Below are 21,052 nucleotides of genomic sequence, written 5' to 3'. Positions count from 1 at the left end.
TATTTGCGGCAGCTGGAGCAACATTGATTGTCAGCGTCTGCTTCATCAGATTTACAACTGAGGATTGTACTTCATCCAATTCTCCGACTTCTTTTTCAATTTTTGCGGAACAATTTGGACAGTCCAAGCCCTTTAACAAATAACTCTTTGTAACGGGGATAATTGTTTCTTCCTGAACCTCCACATCTGGCTCATGGCTGTGGACAATCGTTTCAATCTGACTGGCTATTGTATTTGCGGCAGCTGGAGCAACATTGATTGTCAGCGTCTGCTTCATCAGATTTACCACTGAGGATTGCACTCCATCCAACTCTCCGACTTCTTTTTCAATTTTTGCGGAACAATTTGGACAGTCCAACCCTTTTAATAGAAATATGCGTTTCATGATAATCTCCTTATAATTTGTTTAATTGTTCAATTACTCAACTATAATGTTAAAAAATATTATTTCTGCCAAAGATGCTCAAATCCCTTGTCAATAATCTCTTTCACATGATCATCTGCCAGCGAGTAGTAAACTATCTGTGCTTCTTTACGGAATTTTACCAGATTCGCTAGGCGTAATGCCTTTAACTGATGCGAAATTGCAGATTTTGTTACCCCCAGTAGCACTGCAAGATCACATACACACATCTCACTCTGTTCTAGAGCGTGTAAGATTTGTACTCTAGTTCCATCTCCAAATAGCTTAAACAAAGAAGCCAACTGGATATAATCATCTTTGGGCTGCATCTTGGATTTCACATCATTCACAATATCCTCATGAATTACATCGCAATTACAAATATAAGACGTTTTTGACATATATTCACCTCCAAATAATAATAGTTGAACAATTACTCAACTATTACTATACTTATTTTTAAATTTATGTCAATAAGCTGATGTTAGTTCCTCATAAATTTTACAATTAAAACCAGCTCTTTATTCTTTTCTTAATCTTTTTTTCCCAGTATACCGTTTTGGCTTTCTTGTCACACTTCCTGTAAATCCCGATTTTCTTAAAAATCATAGCTTAACCTCTTTTCTCAATACACTGTCCTGGACAGATTTCTGCACATCTTCCGCAATGCAGACAGTGATTCTGGTTGATTACAACCGGAACTGAAGATATATCAATGCATTTTTGCGGACATACAGAGTAACACAACTTACATCCGATACAGTCTTTCCCAACAAAATATCCCGTCTGAACAGCTTCTGCTTTTCCTATTGTTATTGTATCCCTCACAATATTTGACGGATTGCTGATATCAAAATACTCTCCCTGTGCCTCATACAGTTGAAACACCTCGATTGCGTCTTTCGTATCTCCCGGATAGATTTTCTTCATATACGGATTTTTTTCAAACATAATATCAAGGTTCTTTTTCCCGATGTTCTTTATTTTTCCACGCAAAGACACCGCAATTTTGTCTTTTGTTGCGGATATTGCCACATACTGCTGCTCCATTAACTGGTCATAAAATGCTTTTCCCTTTGCTGTAAGGAAATATACACTTTCTTCATCATAGTACATCATATCTATGATTCTTGTCTGAGGATGTCAATCTGAACCTATCGTTGCAACTGTTGTTGAATGAATTTCATCCACCAGAAGTTTAAGATAATCCATTTTTGTCATTTCAAAGTCTCTCCTTTCAGTATCAGCGTTTGTAATATTTCTTGTAAATCATGTATGTGACTTGAATTAAAACTAAGAATCAAAAATTTATTTCAAATGTAGATTGATAAATTCATTTTCATCACAAATAAAACATATTTCTCTCTTTTTCTTGTAATCCATAACAATTATTATATTTAAAATTCAAATTTTCTTGATTATATCGTATTATTTTCAAAAAGCTATTTAAATTGTGTTCAGCATTTCTTTCAATTTACTAATAAGTAAATTACTTATTAAGCACGATTTGATTAAAAATTTGGGAGAAGTGCTATGAAAAAAATACGATCACCACCTTCCTCATATTTATTTTTAACAAATAAATATGGAGGAAACAAAGGTGAAAGATTATTTATACGACTATAAAAAAAGTAGTTTTAAAACAGTCAATAACTCAGGAAAGAAGAACTATTACATAAAGATTAATCAAGACTATATTGAAATAACTGAAGATGTATATAAAACATGTAAATCAAGTTATGACAAATTAAGATACACATATAAACAAGAAGTCGCTATTAATAAACTATTATTAAAGGATCTAACATCTACAATTTATTCAGAAATAGATCAATTAAATTCTACAGACAGGAAAATTGCAATACTCTTTTTTATCTATGAGTATAACATTAGTGAAATATCACGAATTCTCGATTTACCAAGAAAAACATTTACATATCGAAAAAATAAGATTCAAAAACATTTGCAAAAAGTTGTTAAAGATTTTTGCCACTTTGATGATTAGTTTTCACGTATTTAAGTGAAAGGAAAAATCAAGGAGGTAAAGAAAAATGAAGAAGAAATTAAAAGCGTGGATTTTTTGCAGAGTGGCACCCCACTCTCCCACATCGCTGCTTACCTTTCAAAAAGAACAGTTAGAAGAAATTGCCGAAGCATGCAATATGGAAGTAGTTGGGACAACTCAAGTTATCTCAGATGGAAAATGGCTCAATGGATTTGAAATTAAATCTCTACTTATTCAAATTCGAAGAAAGAAATTTGATATTTTGCTCATCAATAGTCCCTATAGAATTTCTATCTATCCAGATGTATATGAAGAATTTGAAACGATATGTCGCTTATATAATGTAAAAGTACTTACTTATATGGACTACATTAGCAAATAGTTTTAGGGTATCTTGAACTATGTCATACAATTATCGAAAAGAATATGCAAAATGGAAAAGATGGAAAGAACAAGAAGAAAGAATTCTTAAGCAAATGAATATGCCTAAAAATAAGATCAACGAATTAAGAGAGTTTGATTGGGCACAGTTCAATGACGAAAGACGTTTTACTAGGAAACAAAACATTACAAACGACCAATATTTTGCATTGATACCCGTCAATGATAAAAAAGAATTCAAAAATATCAATGATATTTTAGATTCCATAGAAGATGAAGCATTATATGAATATTTGAAAGATGAAGAACCGGTTTTATTAACAGTGGTACTATTAAAAATACAAGGTTTTTCAATAAAGGAAATATCAAAATTAATAAATATGCCAATCAGTACAATTTATAGAAAAATAGAAAAAATTAAAAGAAATTTCAGATAAAATGAGAAAATTTCACTTTTTCAAGGCATTTATAGTGTAAGCATAAAAATGATGCTTAAATGAGTACCTTGAAAAATAAATAACATCTTATCAAACACGTTCCTAATATTTACCTTTAATCAATACGCCAAGACCATTTTATAGATATTAAATAAAATGAGAGCGATCAACTATTGAATTAAGATGTAAAAGGCAATTACATTAACGAAGATATTTATTAAATAATGATACACCTGCACGTCAGTTGCATGAGATACCATGCGATGGTGAAATTCCAGTGAGAACCAATGCTAAAGTTCGTTTGATAAGTATTCCCTAGTTTTGGGTATTCAGGGATAAATAAAAACAACGATTCATATTACTTCTCATCCGAATAGACTTAATAGTCTATTCGACATACATAGGAGGACAAAAATAGATGAAAATTAAAAGAGGCGATATATTTTTAGCTGATTTAGGTGAAGGCTATGGAAGTGAGCAAGGTGGAATCCGCCCTGTTCTAGTGGTACAAAACAACAAAGGAAATAAGCATTCACATACTTTGTTAGTTGCCTGTATAACCAGCAAGGCTCATTCAAAACACTATCTGCCAACACATTACATTATACCTAAAAGTTTTGGTCTCAATTATGATTCAATGGTTATGATGGAACAAATCAAAGTTATTGATGAAACCAGAATTATTAAATATATAGATAAATTAACACCAAGATTTATGAAAATATTAGATAAGAAACTTATGATTAGTTTTGGTTTGATATTTCCAAAAAATAAAACTTCTAAAAAGAAAGTGCGAAAATAACGTACTTTCTTTTTTGTCAAATGTACAAATTAGAAAATTGCACGTTCGCACATTCCAATTACAAAATCTATACTGTAAACGGATTCCAAAAGAAATAGTGATTAATCACAAAAAAAGAAAAGAGGTAATAAATATGAGCTCAGAAAAAAGATTTTTAAATGCAAAAGAAATCGCAGAAATTACTGGTTTATCAAAAGAAGGATCTTATAAAATCATAAGAGAATTGAATGATGAACTAACTAGAAAAGGTTTTTTAACCGTACGTGGAAAAGTTATCAATTCATATTTCTATGAAAGATTTTTTGGAAAGGATGATGTAACAAATGCCAATATACAAAGATGATAAAAAAGGTACCTGGTTTGTTGTACTTAGATACAATGATTTTACTGGCAAAAAGAGACAAACAACAAAAAGAGGATTTAAAACCAAAAGAGATGCAAAAATTTATGAAAGCAATTTTATACTTAATAAAGCAGAAGATCTAACAATGAGTTTTGGTGAATTTTACAAAATATACTATTCCTATATTTCTAAAAGAATCAAACTCAATACATTAAAAACGAAAGAACATATCTTTGAAAAGAAAATACTCCCCTACTTTAAAGATAAAAGAATGTGTGATATTAAGGCAACTGACATTATTCATTGGCAAAATGCAATGATGGAATTAGAAACAGATAAAAATACAAATTTTTCTCAAGATTATTTAAAAACACTTCATAATCAACTGAGTGCTATTTTTAATTACGCAGTTAGGTTTTATGATTTAAAAAAGAATCCAGCTCGACAAGTTGGAAATATGGGAAGAGAAGAAAAAAAAGAAATGCAATTTTGGACAAAAGAAGAATATTTAAAATTTTCTTATGCAATCATGGATAAGGAAGAAGTCTATCATGCTTTTCAAATGCTTTATTGGTGTGGTATTCGACTTGGAGAGTTACTAGCATTAACACGCGGTGACTTTGATTTGGAGAAATCAACTTTACGAATTAATAAATCTTATCAAAGAATTGATCGTCATGATGTCATTACTGATCCAAAAACTAGTAAAAGTAATCGTATTGTTCAAATGCCTTCTTTTTTAAATGAAGAAATGAAGGATTATTTTACAAGATTATATAACTTAGAAGAAAATCAAAGAATATTTACAATCAGTAAATCAATGTTGCATCATGAAATGGATAGAGGATGTAAGATTTCAGGTGTGAAACGTATTCGTATCCATGATTTACGGCATTCTCATGTTTCACTTTTAATCAATATGGGATTTAATGCTGTAGATATTGCTAATCGTGTTGGTCATGAAAGTGTTAAAATCACATATCGTTATGCACATATGTTTCCTACACGAGATACTGAAATTGCTGATAAACTAAACGAAATAAGGAGCTAAATAGATGAGCAAAAAAAATGTAAAAATGAATGAAAAAAATTGTATTTGGAAAGATGAAGAGTATTTAATGTTTATAAACGCAATTGACCCAAACATAGAAGAATGTCTATTATTTGAATTATTATACATTGGAGGTTTAAGAGTTGGAGAAGTTTTAGCTCTAACTCCTATGGATTTTAATTTTAAAGAAAACACACTTACTATTAATAAATCATTGACATATATCAATGACAAAGCAGTCAGCACATCAACTAAACAATTAAATGATAACAGAACAATTCGATTGCCAAATAAATTATTAAATGAGATGGAAAATTTTATAAATAACAATCAAATTAAAAATACCAATAATGTGTTTAGTACAAGTCGTTATAAATTAAGCAGAATACTAGATGATAAATGCAAAAAGATTAATCTTCCACAGATCACTTTTCACTTTTAGAAAAACATATAAAGAAAAGCAAGAAGAGAACAAAATCTCTAGCTTTGCAATACAGTATTAAAAATGAGCAGAAAAAATTATGACAATAAAGGAAGATTAAGAAATAAAGTCGTTGCATTTAGAATGTCAGAAGAAGAAAATGAATTATTAAATAGAAAAGTAGCTTTGTCAGGTAAAACAAAGCAAGATTACATAATCGGTTCTATCCTTGAAAAAGAAATAACAGTACAAGGTAACCCTTATGTGTTTAGGAGTTTAAAAGACGAACTGGTTCGTTTTGTAAATATTTATGGTACTCCTATCCAAGATGATGATGAAGAAATGATGATTTGGGTTTTAGAAATGATACTTGCAATGAGAACGAAAGAAAAAAGTAAAGTGTTACCACTCAACAAATAAGCATAAATACCCATTTATTTGATAGCCACTTTAGAACGCTAGATACTTGTAAGCCACATAAAAGCCAAATGGGTAAAAAAACGGACTTGTAAGCCACTTGAAATTTTAATGAGTAATTCTCTAAAATTATGAAAAAAATGAAGAATTTTTACGAATTTCCAGTAAATTTTGCCAGTTTTTCGTAAATTTTACTCAAAAAAGTGAAAACGAGCGAAAATTGAATTTTATGAAATGTTTTCAAAACGTTTTCAGCAATAAAAAAGTGCCCATAGAATGGGCATTTTTCATTGTTTGGATTATTCAAACTCAATTGTTCCTGGAGGTTTACTTGTAATATCATACATTACTCTGTTTACCCCACGAACTTCGTTTATAATACGTGACATAACTTTATTTAATACTTCATAAGGAATTTCTGCAGCTTCTGCTGTCATGAAATCGATAGTATTAACCGCGCGTAAGGCGATTGCATAATCGTAAGTTCTTTCATCACCCATAACTCCCACAGAACGCATGTTTGTAAGAGCTGCAAAGTATTGACCGATTGAACGATCTAATCCTGCATTAGCGATTTCTTCTCTATAGATTGCATCTGCATCTTGAACGATTCTCACTTTATCAGCAGTTACTTCACCAATGATACGAATACCAAGACCTGGTCCTGGGAATGGTTGTCTAAATACTAAGTATTCAGGAATTCCTAATTCTAAACCAACTTTACGTACTTCATCTTTGAATAAATCACGTAATGGTTCAATAATTTCTTTAAAATCAACATGATCTGGTAATCCACCAACATTATGATGTGATTTGATAACCGCAGATTCTCCACCAAGACCACTTTCAACAACATCTGGATAAATTGTTCCTTGTACTAAGAAATCAACTGCTCCAATTTTCTTTGCTTCTTCTTCAAAAACACGAATAAATTCTTCACCAATGATTTTACGTTTAGCTTCCGGTTCAGTAACACCTTTTAACTTTTCATAATATCTTTCTTGTGCATTTACTCTAATGAAATTTAATTCATAATTTCCATCAGGTCCAAAGACAGCTTCTACTTCATCCCCTTCGTTTTTACGAAGTAAACCATGATCTACAAAGACACAAGTTAATTGATTACCAATGGCTTTAGAAAGTAAAACGGCTGCAACAGATGAGTCAACACCACCTGATAAAGCACATAATACTTTACCATTACCAACTTTTTCTTTGATTGCTTTGATTTGTTCTTCAACGAAAGAATCCATGCGCCAATCACCAGCACAGTTACATACATCTAAAACAAAGTTAGAAAGCATTGTTTTACCATATTCACTATGTAAAACTTCTGGATGGAACTGAATCGCATATAAATCTTTTTCTTTATCTTCACAAGATGCTACCGGACAATCTTTTGTATGTGTTGTAATTTCAAAACCAGGTGCAATTTTTGAAATATAATCAAAATGTGACATCCAAACTGTAGATGTTTCAGGAACACCTTTTAAAATTTTAGATTGTGGTTGATCAACTAATAAAATTGATTTACCATATTCTCTTACATCTGCTCTTTCAACTTTTCCACCTAAAACATGTTGCATTAATTGAGCACCATAACATAAACCTAATACAGGAATACCTAATTCAAATAATTCTTTAGAATAAGTTGGTGAATCTTCTAAATAACAACTATTTGGTCCACCTGTTAAAATGATTCCTTTAGGATTCATTTCTTTAATTTTTTCTAAAGGTGTTTTATAAGAATAGATTTCACAATAAACATTGCATTCACGAACACGACGAGCAACTAATTGATTATATTGCCCACCGAAATCCATGACAATGACTAATTCTCTTTTCATGAAAGACCTCCTTTATTAAAATTTAATATCTTTTAAAACAACTGTTTGTTCTCTATCTGGTCCAACACTGAACATTCTTACTGGACAATGAACAAGTTCTTCGATTTTACGAATATAATTTTGACAATTTACTGGTAATTCTTCAAAAGATTTTACATGTGTAATATCTTCTTTCCATCCTGGTAATTCTTCATAAACAGGTTCACATCTTTCAATATCTTTAACAGTTGCAGGTAAACCATAAATTTCTTTACCATCTAATTTATAAGCTTTACAGATTTTGATTGTATCAAATCCACTCATAACATCTAATAACATTAATGAAATACCTGTTAAAGAAGACATTCTTCTTGATTGATTAACAACTACTGCATCAAACCAACCAGTTCTTCTTGGACGTTCAGTTACAGTACCATATTCATGTCCTCTTTCTCTAATTAAATCACCTGTTGCATCATTTAATTCAGTTGGGAATGGTCCTGATCCAACACGAGTTGTATAAGCTTTAATAATTCCAATTGCTTCTTTGATATATAAAGGTCCAATACCAGCCCCTTCAGATACCCCATTAGCTCCTGGATGTGATGATGTAACAAATGGATAAGTACCATAATCAATATCTAACATAGCTCCTTGAGCTCCTTCAAATAAGACTTTTTTATCTTCTCTTAAATATTGATCTAATAACATACCTGTATCACAAACTAAAGGCTTAATAATTTTAGCGTATTCTTTGTATTCTTCAAAAATTTCTTCTACAGTAAACATGTCTTTTAATTCAGGATATTCTGCAACTTTCATTGGGAAAGTTTCTTTTAATCTTTCTAAGAATAATTCTTCATCAACGAATTCTCCCATACGAATACCAATACGACCATATTTGTCTACATAAGCAGGTCCAATACCTCTTTTTGTAGTTCCTATACTTTTATCACCTTTTCTCTTTTCTTGTAATTCATCAATTTCAAGATGATAAGGTAAAATCACATGACAACGATCTGAAATTCTAATTTTGCTTGTATCAATACCACCATCATTTAAATATTTCACTTCTTCTAAAAATGCTTTAGGATTAACAACCATCCCATTTCCCATGATTACTTCATGCCCAGAGAAAATACCTGATGGTATTAATTTTAAAGCAAATTTCTTACCACCATAAACAATGGTATGACCTGCATTGTTCCCTCCAGCATAACGACATACAACATCTGCTTTTTGTGCAAGATAATCGGTAATTTTTCCTTTACCTTCATCTCCCCACATACTTCCTACAACAACTACACCAGCCATAATTCATTTCCACCTTTCTATCATTGGCTTTTTCATACATTTTTATTATATGCTATATTTTAATATAAGTAAAATTAATATATAATATATTTGATATAAGGAGTACTAATATGATAAAACTAGAACAATATAAGATATTTAACGAAGCAGCATCTACCCTTTCTTTTTCAAAAGCAGCAAAGAATTTATTCATTTCACAATCCGCTGTTTCTCAAACAATCCATGCTTTAGAAAAAGAACTCAATACCCAACTCTTCATTCGTTTAAACAAAGGCGTTACTCTTACTAAAGAAGGTATGCTCCTTCATAAAAACATTACTGAAGCCCTTGCTTTAATTACCAGCGTTGAAAATGAACTTTCTCATTATAACGAATTACTTTCAGGACAGTTAAATATTGGTGCTGGTGATTCAATTTGTGAAAATTACTTAATTGATTTATTAAAACAATTTCATCATCTTTATCCAACAATCAAAATCAATGTTGTCAATGGAACTTCTATTGAAACAGTTGAACATTTAAAAAATGGAACGATTGATCTTGCCTTTATCAATCTTCCTTTTGATGATGAAAGTCTAGCGATGAAAGAATGTTTAACAATTCATGATATCTTTATCTCTAAGGAAAAAAATGATCATCTTTACAGCTATCAAGAAATTGCGAAAAAGAATCTTATTCTTTTAGAAAAATCAAGTAATTCAAGAAATTATATTGATAAATACTTTGCTAAACATGGAATTTTATTAAATCCTGAAATGGAATTAGGAGCCCATCACTTACTCTTAGAATTTACTCATGCCAATTTAGGAAATGCGTGTGTTGTTAAAGAATTCTCCCATGATTTCTTAGACAAAAATAAAGTTTATGAAATACAATTAAAAAAGCCCCTTCCTTCTAGAAGCATTGGCTATACTTATCTTAAAAGAAGAAGCTTATCACAAGCAACTTTAAAGTTTATCGAATTAATTGATCAATTTGATAAATCAATTTAGATTCTAATTTAGATAAAGAAAGACTCGCTTTGACAAGTAAAGGAATATCGAAAGATATTTCTTTTTCTTTATATTTTAATAACACATGAACAATTTCACCTAATGGATGTTCCTTCAAAGTTAAATGAATAAAGACTGGCCCTCCATTATTAACAAAATAATCACTTAATAAAAAATCACATTCATTTAAAATCGTAAAACCATTAACCTTTTTCATTACTTCTTCAAACAAATTAGGATTTTCTACAAGATAATCCTTTAATTTTTCTTCAATCATTTTCTTTGTTTGTTTAACAAATTCATCGGCTTCACTTTGATGTTTTGCTTTAACCCCTAGTCTTACCCTTACATACTCTTCAGAAGCATACAAAGCAATAGAAATATCTTTTTGACTTTGAACAATATCATCAATCAAAGTAGCCGCTGCTGATTCACCAATGCCTTGTGTTACTAAATCGTACGTATAAATTTTCGCTTGACGATATTTTTCTAAATAAGGTTTTAGTTGATGATCAACTACATAAGTCATCTCTTTAGGGGGTCCAGGAAGATTAACAATCATTTTTTTATCTTTAGACATCACACAACCATTGGCTGTTCCAATAGGATTATCTAACACATAACAATTTTTAGGAAAGTAAGCTTGTTTAAAGTTATTATCACTAACTTTATCAAGTTGTGTTACAAAGCAACATTTATCATTGACTTTCTTTGCTTCATCTTCATCAAAAATCATTTCTAATCCTAAATATTTTGCTGATAATTCTTTCGTAAGATCATCTTCAGTAGGTCCTAATCCTCCTGTGGTAATAACACAATCGCACCCTCTATTAAAAGCGATATCTAAACAATCTAAAAATCTTTGGGGATTATCTCCCACCACTGTTTGAAAGAAAACATTAAAACCTAATTCTTTACACATTTTTTGTAAATAGGTTGCATTGGTATTGACAATTTCTCCAAGTAACAATTCTGTTCCAACATTAATAATTTCTACGTTCATACACGTCCTCCTTACAAAAAAAGAAGTATAAAGATACTTCTAAATTAATGAAAATCCTAAAAAGCTAACCACCATCATAATTACACCAGCAAGTAAAACTCCTAGCATAACGGCAATCGTTGTTGATTTAAAATCCATATCTAAAATACTAGCTGCAAGTGTTCCTGTCCATGCACCTGTCCCTGGAAGTGGAATTCCTACAAATAATAATAAAGCAACAAAAGTACTTCTTCCTACTTTCTCTTGAAGTTTCTTTCCACCTCTTTCACCTTTGTCTAAACACCAAGTGAAAAATTTACCAATAACTGGTTTATCACAACCCCATACTAAAACCTTTCTAGCAAATAAGTAAATAAAAGGTACAGGTACCATATTAGCAAGAATACAAACAATATAAGATGGAATAATTGGTAATCCTAATCCTTGAGAAACAGGAATTGCTCCTCTAAGTTCAATTAAAGGTACCATTGATATTAATGCAATATATAAATAATTCATCTAAAATCTCCTTTTTAACATTCTCATTATAACAAACCAAACGGATTTGACAACATCCTTTTATTTTCTACGATATGCAACTTGGTTAAAAGTATACTTGTCTACACGATAATAAGTATACCCATATTCAATACATTTACCATTATGTAAGCATGTAATCGATAAAACTCTAAGCAAAGGTGTCACCGGATCAACTTGTAAATATTTTCCTAGTTCTTCACCCGCTAAAACCGCATCAATTTGTTGATCGGAAAAAGCAATATGTAAATTGAGATCATTTTCAAAATGATTAAATAAAGATGTACTGGATACTTCTAAAGGAATATCTCCTGTTAAATCATAATTACAGTAATCATCTTCAAAACATAAAGGCTCTCCGTTTACAAGTCTTACACGTTTAACGTGCCATACTTTATTATCTTCTAAAGCCATTTCTTTTTTCATTAAATCTGTAGCTTCTTCAAGTTCATTTAAGACAACATGACTTGTACAATCTTCTTTTTTCTTAGCACAGTCTTCTGTAACACTGTTTAATCCATCAAAACTTTTAAATCTGGATTTTTTACAAACAAATGAGCCAACTTTAGGAACAGAATAGATTATGTTTTCATTGATTAAATCTGTTAAAGCTTGGCGCACTGTCATTCGGGTAACACCAAAAAGTTCACACAAAGCATGTTCACTTTCAATTTGTTCATTTTCATTATATTTTTCATCTTCAATATTTTGAATAATATATTCTTTAATTTTGACATATTGTGGTTTTCTTTTCACCATAACATCATCCCCTCGGCTTGTACTATACCATATATAAACATGTTTTGAAAAGAAAAAGAAGCAAATTTCTTTGCTTCTAAATTTCGCTACCTTCAAATTGTGATTGATAAAGTGAGGCATAGAATCCACCTTTTTCTAACAATTCATCATGATTACCAATTTCTACAATGTCGCCATCTTTCATGACAATAATTGTATTAGCATCACGAATCGTTGATAGACGGTGTGCAATAACAAAGCTTGTACGTCCTTCCATTAATTTTTCCATACCTTTTTGAATAAGCACTTCTGTACGTGTATCAACTGAAGAAGTTGCTTCATCTAAGATAAGAATTTTAGGATCTTTTAGAAACGCTCTAGCAATCGTTAATAATTGTTTTTGTCCTTGTGAAATATTTGATGTTTCTTCATCAAGAACCGTATCATAACCATCTTCTAAGGTATTGACAAAATGATCTACATACGCCATTTCACAGGCATTTTTTACTTCTTCATCACTGGCATCTAATTTACCATACATCAAGTTTTCTTTAATTGTTCCATTAAAAAGCCATGTATCTTGTAAAACCATTCCAAACAAACTTCTTAAATCATGTCTTGAAAAATCTTTAATATCATGACCATCGATCATAATTGAACCTTTATTTAATTCATAAAAGCGCATCAACAATTTAACAATCGTTGTTTTTCCTGCTCCTGTTGGACCAACAATAGCGACTGTTTGTCCAGCATGAACATGCATATTGAAATCATGAATAATTGTTTTTTCTGGAAGATAACCAAAATTAACTTGATTGAAAGTAACTGAACCATGTAATTTTTCAACTTCATCTGTTTCAATTTTAACTGTTTCAGGTTCTAATTCTTCTTCCTCTAAGAATTCAAAAACACGTTCCGCAGCGGCAGCTGTACTTTGTAACATATTCATTGTTTGAGCAAGTTGGGCAATTGGTTGATTGAATTGGCGTACATATTGGATAAAGGCTTGAATATCACCAATCGTAATCGTATTACCCCCTGCTAAAAAACCACCTAATAAACAAACACTTACATATCCTAAGTTTCCTACAAAGTTACTTAATGGTTGCATTAAACCTGATAAAAATTGAGATTTCCATGCTGAATCATAAAGCGCATCATTATATTCATTAAAAGTTTTAACAGAATCTTCTTCCCCATTAAATGCTTTGACAACATCATGAGCACCGTACATTTCTTCAATATGACCATTGACATCTCCTAAGCTTTTTTGTTGTCTGCTAAAATACTTTTGAGAATGTTTCATAACAAACATAATAAGTAACATGGAAAGTGGTAAAACAAGTACCGCAATCAATGTCATCTTTACAGAGATGGTAAGCATCATAATAAAGATTCCTACAACTGTAACAGAAGATGTAATCACTTGCGATAAACTTTGATTGAGTGATTGTGCAATTGTATCAATATCATTGGTGACTCTACTTAAAGTATCTCCACTAGAATGTTTATCAAAATAACTTAAAGGCATTCTTGACATCTTCTTAGATAAAGAGCTTCTTAAATCATAAGCAACTTTTTGTGAAATCGAAGATGTAACAAATCCTTGAATAAAACTAAAGAGTGCACTGACAAGATAGAAACCAACAAGAATCAAACAGATCATACCAATATAATCAAAATCAATTCCACCGGTATTTGTTACCTTGGCCATAATTCCTTCAGATAATTTATCTGTTGCTTTTGCTAGGATCTTTGGTCCTACAATCGTAAATACTGTTGAACCAGCTGCAAAAATAATAACAACCGCTAATTTAAAATAATAAGGTTTTAAATAAACAAATAATTTCTTTAATGTTCCTTTAAAATTCTTGGCTTTTTCACCATTACCTCTCATTCCACGACCCATTGGTCCACGAGGCCCTTGTCTTCTTCTTTCATTACTCATGACTTAGTTCCTCCTTAGATAATTGAGAATAGGCAATTTCTTGATAAACCTGACATGATTTCATTAGTTCACCATGTGTTCCTTTACCAACAATTCTTCCTTCATCAAGGACAATGATTTGGTCTGCATCCATAATAGAAGCAATACGTTGTCCTACTAATAAAACTGTACTTTTTGTCTTTTTAACAAGTTGATTTAATTCTTGACGAAGTTTAGCATCTGTTTTGAAATCAAGTGCTGAAAAACTATCATCAAAAATATAAATATCTGGATTTTTTGCAATAGCACGAGCAATCGCAAGTCTTTGTTTTTGACCACCAGAAACGTTTGTTCCACCTTGTGAAATTTCCATATCAAAACGTTCTTCTTTTTGATCAATAAATTCTTTTGCTTGAGCAACTCGAATCACTTCTTCTAATTCTTCATCTGTTGCCTCTGGTGCACCATATTTTAAATTAGAACGAATTGTTCCAGAAAATAAGTTTCCTTTTTGAGGAACAAGTCCAATACGATCACGTAATTCATGTTGTGTCATCTCACGAACATCAACCCCTGCAACCTTGATACTTCCTTCACTGACTTCATAAAAACGAGGTACTAAATTAATAAGTGTTGATTTTCCTGAACCAGTAGAGCCAATAAAAGCTGTTGTTTGTCCAGGTTTAGCAACAAAATCAATATCTTTTAAAACCGGTTCACTCGCCCCTGGATAAGCAAATGAAACATGATTAAATTCAACAAGTCCTTTTTTACTTTCATCTAAAGCAACTGGATTTGTTGGATCTTGAATCGTTGGCTTAGTTTCAATGATTTCATAAACACGATTAGCAGCAACACTAGCTCGAGGTAACATAATAGCAATCATTGCAATCATTAAAAAGGCCATAATAATTTGCATTGCATATTGCATAAAGGCCATCATTTGTCCAATTGCTAAATTACCTAAATCGATTTGTTTAGAACCATAATAGACAATTACTAAAGTAACGACATTAAAGATAAACATCATAATTGGCATAATAGAAGCCATTGATCTATTAACAAATAAGTTTAAATTTGTAACATCTTTGTTGGCTTTATCAAAACGATCTTCACTATGTTTTTCATTACCAAAAGCACGAATAACAAGCATTCCTGATAAATTTTCACGCATTGTGAGATTTAAACAGTCAATTAAATTTTGAATAATTTTGAATTTTGGCATAACAACTGCAAACGCAACCGCCATCACACCAAAAATAACAAGAATAACAACTGCAATGATCCATGTCATTGATGGTGATTCTTTTAAAACTTTAATTAAAGCCCCAATACCAATAATTGGTGCAAAACATACAATACGTAAAAGCATCATTGTCACCATTTGTACTTGAGTAATATCATTTGTTGTACGTGTAATAAGTGACGCTGTTGAAAAATGATTAAATTCTTCGTTAGAAAAGCTTTCTACTTTTTCAAAAACATCTTTTCTTAAAGCACGTGCTACACCAGCACCAACTTTTGTCGCAAAGAAAGCAACTGAAATTGCAGCCACTGTTCCAAGTAAAGCAATTCCTAACATCTTTAAACCTGTTTTAAAAATATAATCGGTTTGTACTTTGTCAACGTCAGCACCTAATTTTTTATATTCAGCTTTAACACCATTACCGGCTGCAATTTTTAAAGTACTTTCACCCATTGTATCTATTCTTGTATCCATGTCTTCAAACATCTTTGATTTTTGACTTTCATCCATAAAAGAAATCGCATCATAAACACTCATATTTGGAGGTAATTGTCCAAATTTTTCTTGATACTCTTTACTAGAAGTATCCATACTATCAAGCGAAGTAATAATTAACATCGGTTTCATTAAAATATCTTCTAATTCACTTTTTTCATCACTTGATAAATCTTTCAATTGATAAACTGTTTTTCCTTTAGCCTTAGGAAATGTATCAATGATATCTTGATTGACTTTACTAACTTTTTTATAATCTTTTTTTACTGTTTTTTGATCCTTTTGATCAACAAACAATAATAAATGTTGATAAGTTTCTTCCGTTAAAACATCTGAAACAGGTGAAGCAAATCCCCCTGCTTGAATTCCCACTGAAACAATATCACTCATATAATCTGGTAAAGTTAATTCTGTTTGTGCTTGTACAAACAATAAACAAATACAAGCAAGAATTAAATACCAGAATTTCTTTAAATATCCTTTAATCTTGAACATCTAACTCCTCCTTCATTAAACGAATATTCTTTTCAAAGATTTGACAATACGTTTTCATTCTATCTAAATCTTCTTTATTTATTCCATCAAACAAACGTGTTGTAAACATTTTAATACCATCTTTACAACTTTCAATTTCTTTATTTCCTTTTTCTGTAATATGCAAAGTAATATTTCTTTTATCTTGCTTACTTACAATTTTTTCAATAAAACCCGCCTTTTCTAAACGTTGTAATCTTACTGATAATGTAGCTGGTGTAATTTTTAAACGTTCTGCAAGAATTTTTTGATTAGGATGACCAAAATGATCAATCAGACCTAACAAATAACATTGATCAGCTGATAAGCTTTGTATATTACTTTTTTTACTTGTGAACTCATGAATATTTTTATGGAGAGATTTAAATTGTAGAAAGATCTCTTTAATATCCTCAAATTCCAATGGATCCATAAGACGCCTCCTTTTATTAGTTAGTATACTAAATATTATAATTAGTGCACTAACTAATGTCAATATAATTAGTACACTAATTAATTTTCTATAAAAAAAGAAGGAGCTTAGCTCCTTACTTGACCATTTCCATAAATCATATATTTTGTAGAAGTAATTTCCTGTAAACCAAGTGGGCCTCTAGCATGAAGTTTTTGTGTAGAAATACCAACTTCTGCCCCAAAACCAAACTCTCCCCCATCACTAAAACGTGTAGAAGCATTATGATAAACACAAGCCGAATCTAAAGACTCCATGAAATATTTTGCTGTTTCTTTATTTTCGGTAATAATCGATTCTGAATGTTTTGTTGAATAGTTATAAATATGTTCAATCGCTTCTTCAATATCATCTACAACTTTTATATTACAAATATAATCATCATATTCTGTAGCATAATTTTTTTCAGTAGCTTCTAGACAATCTATGATTTTTCTTGTTTTTTCATCACCATAGATTTGTACATTTTTAAATATTTCTTGAAGTTTTGGTAAGAATTCTGGTACTACTTTTTGATGAACAAGAATCGTTTCAATTGCATTACATACAGATGGTCTTTGGATCTTTGCATTTTTTGCAATTTCTAAAGCCATATCAAGATTGGCTTCTTGATCAACATAAAGATGACAAATTCCTGCTCCTGTTTCAATTACTGGAACAGTTGCATTTTTAACAACATATTGAATAAGCCCTGCACTTCCACGAGGAATAATGACATCTACATAATCATGGGCTTGAATTAAATCTAAAGTTTCTTCACGTTTTTTTGTTTCAATAAGAGTAACCGTATGTGCTGGTAAAACATCTTGAATAGCCTCATTTATAATTTGAACTAAGATGCGATTTGAATGAATGGCTTCTTTACCACCTTTTAAAACACAAACATTGTTTGTTTTAATACATAAACTGGCAATATCTACTGTTACATTAGGTCTTGATTCATAAATTACCCCAATCACTCCTAAAGGAATTTTGATTTGTTGAATCACTAAACCATTGGGTCTTTTAATTTCTCTTACAAGAGTTCCAATAGGATCTTGTAAATCAATTACTTTTAAAATATCTTTTGCCATCGCTTCAATACGTTCTTTATTTAATAATAAACGATCAACTATTGATTCTTTAATACCATTATTTTTAGCTTCTGCAATATCTTTTTGATTTTCTTGAATAATCAATTCACTTTTTTGAATTAATGCCTCAGAAATATTTTTTAAAGCTTTATTTTTTACTTCTGGTTTAACATTTTGCATAAAACGACATGCTTTTTTAGCTTCTTTAAGTTGTTCCCTAATCATAATTTCACCCCTTATTAATGACTAGATTATCCGCATGAATCACTTCATCATAATCTTTATAATGTAAAATACTTTCTATTTCATTACTATGATGATCTTTAATCAATTTTAACTCATCACTTGAATAATTCGTAATACCTCTTGCTATTAAGTGTCCTTTAAAAGAAAGAACATCAATGACACTACCTTGCATAAATGAACCTTCAACTTCTTTGATTCCTTTAGGTAGTAAACTTGTATGTGTTTTTAAAGCCTCACATGCACCATCATCAACAATGACTTTTCCCTTAGGAGAACTACGATACATGATCCAATGATCTCTAGCACTTAAAGTACGCCCCGCTTTTCCACTAAAATATGTGCCAATTTGTTTTCCTTCTAATAAATCAATAAGAGCTGTTTCATTGTTGCCATTAACGATGGCCATATCTCCTCCATAATCATTAACGATTTTTGCAGCACGCAATTTTGTCACCATCCCACCTGTACCAAATTGACTACTTGAATCTTTCGCAAAGTTCATAATTTTATCATCCACAAGTTCAATATCACTTAATAATTTTGCATTGGAATTGGTATGAGGATTATCATTATAAAGTCCATCAATATCTGAAACTAAAACAAGTAATTGTGCATCCACAATAGGTAATAGTAAGGCAGATAATGTATCATTATCTCCTACTTTGATTTCATCTACCGCTAATGTATCATTTTCATTAATAATAGGAATCACATCATAATCTAAAATAGAAGATAAAGCATAGCTCAAATTCATCAAACGTTTACGATGATCAAAATCATCATGATTTAATAAAATCTGTGCACATTTTAAATGGAACAATGAAAATAAATCTTCATAAATTTGCATCAAATGTGCTTGTCCAATAGCCGCAAGTGCTTGTTTTTTAGAAATTTCTTTAGGTTTTTCACTTAAATTTAAAACACCCATTCCTGAAGAAATTGCTCCTGATGAAACAAGTGTTACTTTTAACCCTTTACGTTTTAAAATAGCTATTTGTTGGATGAGTTTTAAAATTCTTTCTTTATCTAGTTGTCCATCTTCATTACACAAAGAAGTCGAACCAATTTTTATAATAACATGTTTGACATGTTCTAAATTTCTCATGTTTACACCTACTTTTCATTTTTTCTTATTATACAGAAAAGAAAGGCAATTGACAACAAGTGAATACATTTGAAACACTTTTATAGCTATAATAATTTTTTATTATTATCTTTCATATATCTAGATAAATGATAAAATAGAACATATTATTAAGGGGGAAAATTAAAATGAATCTCATTATTCCAGAAAACTATGATCCTGTGTTATCTTTAAGACAAACACAAGAAGCAATTAAATACATAAGAGATACATTTCAAAAAGAATTTGGAAGAGCTTTAATGTTAGAAAGAATTTCAGCACCTCTTTTTGTGCAAAAAAGCAGTGGTTTAAATGACAACTTAAACGGTGTTGAAAAACCTGTTTCTTTTCAAATTAATTGTTTTGAAAATGATGATATCGAAGTCGTTCATTCTCTTGCTAAATGGAAAAGAATGGCACTTAAAAAATATGGTTTTGGTGTTCGTGAAGGACTTTATACAAATATGAACGCTATTAGAAAAGATGAGGAAGTTGATAACCTACATTCTTACTATGTTGATCAATGGGATTGGGAACGTGTCATCGAAAAAGAAGATCGCAATATTACAACATTAAAAAATCATGTTAAAAAGATTTTTAAAGTCATTAAACATATGGAACATGAAGTTTGGTATAAATACCCTCATGTTGTTAATCGTTTGCCAGATCGTGTCCATTTCATTACTGCACAAGAATTAGAAAATCAATATCCTGATTTAACAGCTAAAGAAAGAGAAAATAAAATTTGTAAAGAATTCGGATGTGTCTTTGTTATGCAAATCGGTAATGTTTTACAAAGCGGGCAAAAACATGATGGACGTGCACCAGACTATGATGATTGGAAACTAAATGGTGACTTGTTATTCTGGTACGAACCATTACAATGTGCCTTAGAAATCTCATCAATGGGTATCCGTGTGGATGAAGATTCTTTAGTAGAACAATTAAAGAAAGAAAACTGTGAAGATCGTTTAAATCTTCCATATCATCGAGCTATCATCAATAAAGAATTACCTTACACAATTGGTGGCGGTATTGGTCAATCAAGACTTTGTATGTTACTTTTAAACCGTGCTCATATCGGTGAAGTTCAAGCAAGTATTTGGCCACAAGAAATGATTGATGAATGTGAAAAAAATAATATTCATTTATTATAAAAAAATCTATCGCTTAGATAGATTTTTTTAATGTATAAATAGATAATTGATACATAATAAAGGGTTTCTACAAAAATAAGCAACCCTAAAACAAAGAAAGCAAATAACTATTTTAGTAATAATGTCAGCAACAAAACAGTAACAGTATAAA

The 21,052-nt window shown here is 30.7% G+C and carries 23 protein-coding genes; 10 read left to right on the top strand and 13 right to left on the bottom strand.

All coding sequences use genetic code 11. The features are described 5' to 3' along the window. The 3 genes from HUU89_RS01645 to HUU89_RS01635 form a co-directional block, all read right to left on the bottom strand. On the bottom strand, nt 1-385 hold a 385-nt coding region (locus HUU89_RS01645), incomplete at its 3' end, for a cation transporter (RefSeq protein WP_175300822.1). A 59-nt stretch (nt 386-444) separates the two neighbouring features. Further along, nucleotides 445-804 carry an ArsR/SmtB family transcription factor gene (locus tag HUU89_RS01640; protein WP_015512809.1) on the bottom strand — a complete coding sequence of 120 codons (360 nt, stop codon included), beginning with the start codon at nt 802-804 and terminating at the stop codon, nt 445-447. A 211-nt stretch (nt 805-1,015) separates the two neighbouring features. Next, nucleotides 1,016-1,522, bottom strand: coding sequence for a 4Fe-4S binding protein (locus HUU89_RS01635; protein ID WP_217498391.1), 507 nt, complete (start codon nt 1,520-1,522; stop codon nt 1,016-1,018). 481 nt (nt 1,523-2,003) lie between these two features. Here HUU89_RS01635 and HUU89_RS01630 point away from each other — a divergent pair, with 481 nt between their 5' ends. From HUU89_RS01630 to HUU89_RS01595, 8 genes are all read left to right on the top strand, one after another. Continuing rightward, nucleotides 2,004-2,408 (top strand): RNA polymerase sigma factor, encoded by a 405-nt coding sequence (locus tag HUU89_RS01630; protein ID WP_175300821.1) that lies wholly within the window; start codon nt 2,004-2,006, stop codon nt 2,406-2,408. 46 nt (nt 2,409-2,454) lie between these two features. After that, nucleotides 2,455-2,790 carry a hypothetical protein gene (locus HUU89_RS01625; protein WP_175300820.1) on the top strand — a complete coding sequence of 112 codons (336 nt, stop codon included), beginning with the start codon at nt 2,455-2,457 and terminating at the stop codon, nt 2,788-2,790. A gap of 19 nt (nt 2,791-2,809) precedes the next feature. Further along, nucleotides 2,810-3,226 carry a sigma-70 family RNA polymerase sigma factor gene (locus HUU89_RS01620; protein ID WP_175300819.1) on the top strand — a complete coding sequence of 139 codons (417 nt, stop codon included), beginning with the start codon at nt 2,810-2,812 and terminating at the stop codon, nt 3,224-3,226. 418 nt (nt 3,227-3,644) lie between these two features. Further along, complete coding sequence (locus HUU89_RS01615; RefSeq protein WP_175300818.1) at nt 3,645-4,028, top strand: type II toxin-antitoxin system PemK/MazF family toxin; 384 nt, start codon at nt 3,645-3,647, stop codon at nt 4,026-4,028. 133 nt (nt 4,029-4,161) lie between these two features. Further along, nucleotides 4,162-4,371, top strand: coding sequence for a DNA-binding protein (locus HUU89_RS01610; RefSeq protein ID WP_175300817.1), 210 nt, complete (start codon nt 4,162-4,164; stop codon nt 4,369-4,371). Further along, nucleotides 4,352-5,422 carry a site-specific integrase gene (locus tag HUU89_RS01605; protein WP_175300816.1) on the top strand — a complete coding sequence of 357 codons (1,071 nt, stop codon included), beginning with the start codon at nt 4,352-4,354 and terminating at the stop codon, nt 5,420-5,422. Before HUU89_RS01610 ends, HUU89_RS01605 begins: the two co-directional genes overlap by 20 nt. 4 nt (nt 5,423-5,426) lie before the next feature. Beyond that, a complete protein-coding gene (locus HUU89_RS01600; protein WP_175300815.1) occupies nt 5,427-5,864 on the top strand; it encodes a tyrosine-type recombinase/integrase in 438 nt (145 codons plus the stop codon). A 63-nt stretch (nt 5,865-5,927) separates the two neighbouring features. Beyond that, a complete protein-coding gene (locus HUU89_RS01595) occupies nt 5,928-6,263 on the top strand; it encodes a plasmid mobilization protein (protein ID WP_175300814.1) in 336 nt (111 codons plus the stop codon). A gap of 296 nt (nt 6,264-6,559) precedes the next feature. Here the strand turns inward: HUU89_RS01595 and guaA are convergent, their stop codons facing one another. Beyond that, entirely contained in the window at nt 6,560-8,107 is a 1,548-nt protein-coding gene (guaA, locus tag HUU89_RS01590; protein WP_117813351.1) for a glutamine-hydrolyzing GMP synthase, read from the bottom strand. Between the two features lie 15 nt (nt 8,108-8,122). After that, nucleotides 8,123-9,400 carry an adenylosuccinate synthase gene (locus HUU89_RS01585; RefSeq protein ID WP_175300813.1) on the bottom strand — a complete coding sequence of 426 codons (1,278 nt, stop codon included), beginning with the start codon at nt 9,398-9,400 and terminating at the stop codon, nt 8,123-8,125. Nucleotides 9,401-9,510: 110 nt separating this feature from the next. Here HUU89_RS01585 and HUU89_RS01580 point away from each other — a divergent pair, with 110 nt between their 5' ends. Continuing rightward, nucleotides 9,511-10,392, top strand: a complete 882-nt coding sequence (locus HUU89_RS01580; protein WP_175300812.1) for a LysR family transcriptional regulator — start codon at nt 9,511-9,513, stop codon at nt 10,390-10,392. Here the strand turns inward: HUU89_RS01580 and HUU89_RS01575 are convergent. The 8 genes from HUU89_RS01575 to proB form a co-directional block, all read right to left on the bottom strand. Then, nucleotides 10,355-11,395, bottom strand: coding sequence for a molybdopterin-binding protein (locus HUU89_RS01575; RefSeq protein WP_175300811.1), 1,041 nt, complete (start codon nt 11,393-11,395; stop codon nt 10,355-10,357). The genes HUU89_RS01580 and HUU89_RS01575 overlap by 38 nt on opposite strands. 39 nt (nt 11,396-11,434) lie before the next feature. Then, nucleotides 11,435-11,893, bottom strand: coding sequence for a COG2426 family protein (locus HUU89_RS01570; protein WP_022001761.1), 459 nt, complete (start codon nt 11,891-11,893; stop codon nt 11,435-11,437). Between the two features lie 60 nt (nt 11,894-11,953). Then, nucleotides 11,954-12,670 (bottom strand): GntR family transcriptional regulator, encoded by a 717-nt coding sequence (locus tag HUU89_RS01565; RefSeq protein ID WP_022001760.1) that lies wholly within the window; start codon nt 12,668-12,670, stop codon nt 11,954-11,956. Between the two features lie 76 nt (nt 12,671-12,746). Beyond that, nucleotides 12,747-14,597 carry an ABC transporter ATP-binding protein gene (locus HUU89_RS01560; protein ID WP_175300810.1) on the bottom strand — a complete coding sequence of 617 codons (1,851 nt, stop codon included), beginning with the start codon at nt 14,595-14,597 and terminating at the stop codon, nt 12,747-12,749. Then, nucleotides 14,590-16,812 (bottom strand): ABC transporter ATP-binding protein, encoded by a 2,223-nt coding sequence (locus tag HUU89_RS01555; protein WP_175300809.1) that lies wholly within the window; start codon nt 16,810-16,812, stop codon nt 14,590-14,592. Before HUU89_RS01555 ends, HUU89_RS01560 begins: the two co-directional genes overlap by 8 nt. After that, the gene (locus HUU89_RS01550) at nt 16,799-17,263 is read right to left on the bottom strand and encodes a MarR family winged helix-turn-helix transcriptional regulator (RefSeq protein WP_032091317.1); all 465 of its coding nucleotides are present in this window, start codon (nt 17,261-17,263) and stop codon (nt 16,799-16,801) included. The genes HUU89_RS01555 and HUU89_RS01550 overlap by 14 nt, the downstream gene beginning before the upstream one ends. Nucleotides 17,264-17,370: 107 nt before the next feature. Next, entirely contained in the window at nt 17,371-18,600 is a 1,230-nt protein-coding gene (locus HUU89_RS01545) for a glutamate-5-semialdehyde dehydrogenase (RefSeq protein ID WP_175300808.1), read from the bottom strand. 4 nt (nt 18,601-18,604) lie between these two features. Further along, nucleotides 18,605-19,726, bottom strand: a complete 1,122-nt coding sequence (gene proB, locus HUU89_RS01540; protein ID WP_032091319.1) for a glutamate 5-kinase — start codon at nt 19,724-19,726, stop codon at nt 18,605-18,607. A 167-nt stretch (nt 19,727-19,893) separates the two neighbouring features. On the opposite strand from proB, the gene asnA reads away from it, so the two are divergent. Then, nucleotides 19,894-20,901, top strand: a complete 1,008-nt coding sequence (gene asnA, locus HUU89_RS01535) for an aspartate--ammonia ligase (protein WP_117812241.1) — start codon at nt 19,894-19,896, stop codon at nt 20,899-20,901. The last annotated feature ends 151 nt before the right edge of the window (nt 20,902-21,052 follow it).

The sequence above is a fragment of the Faecalibacillus sp. H12 genome, from assembly GCF_013361255.1.
GTDB lineage: Bacteria > Bacillota_I > Bacilli_A > Erysipelotrichales > Coprobacillaceae > Faecalibacillus > Faecalibacillus intestinalis.
This window is presented reverse-complemented; position numbering and strand designations above follow the sequence as displayed.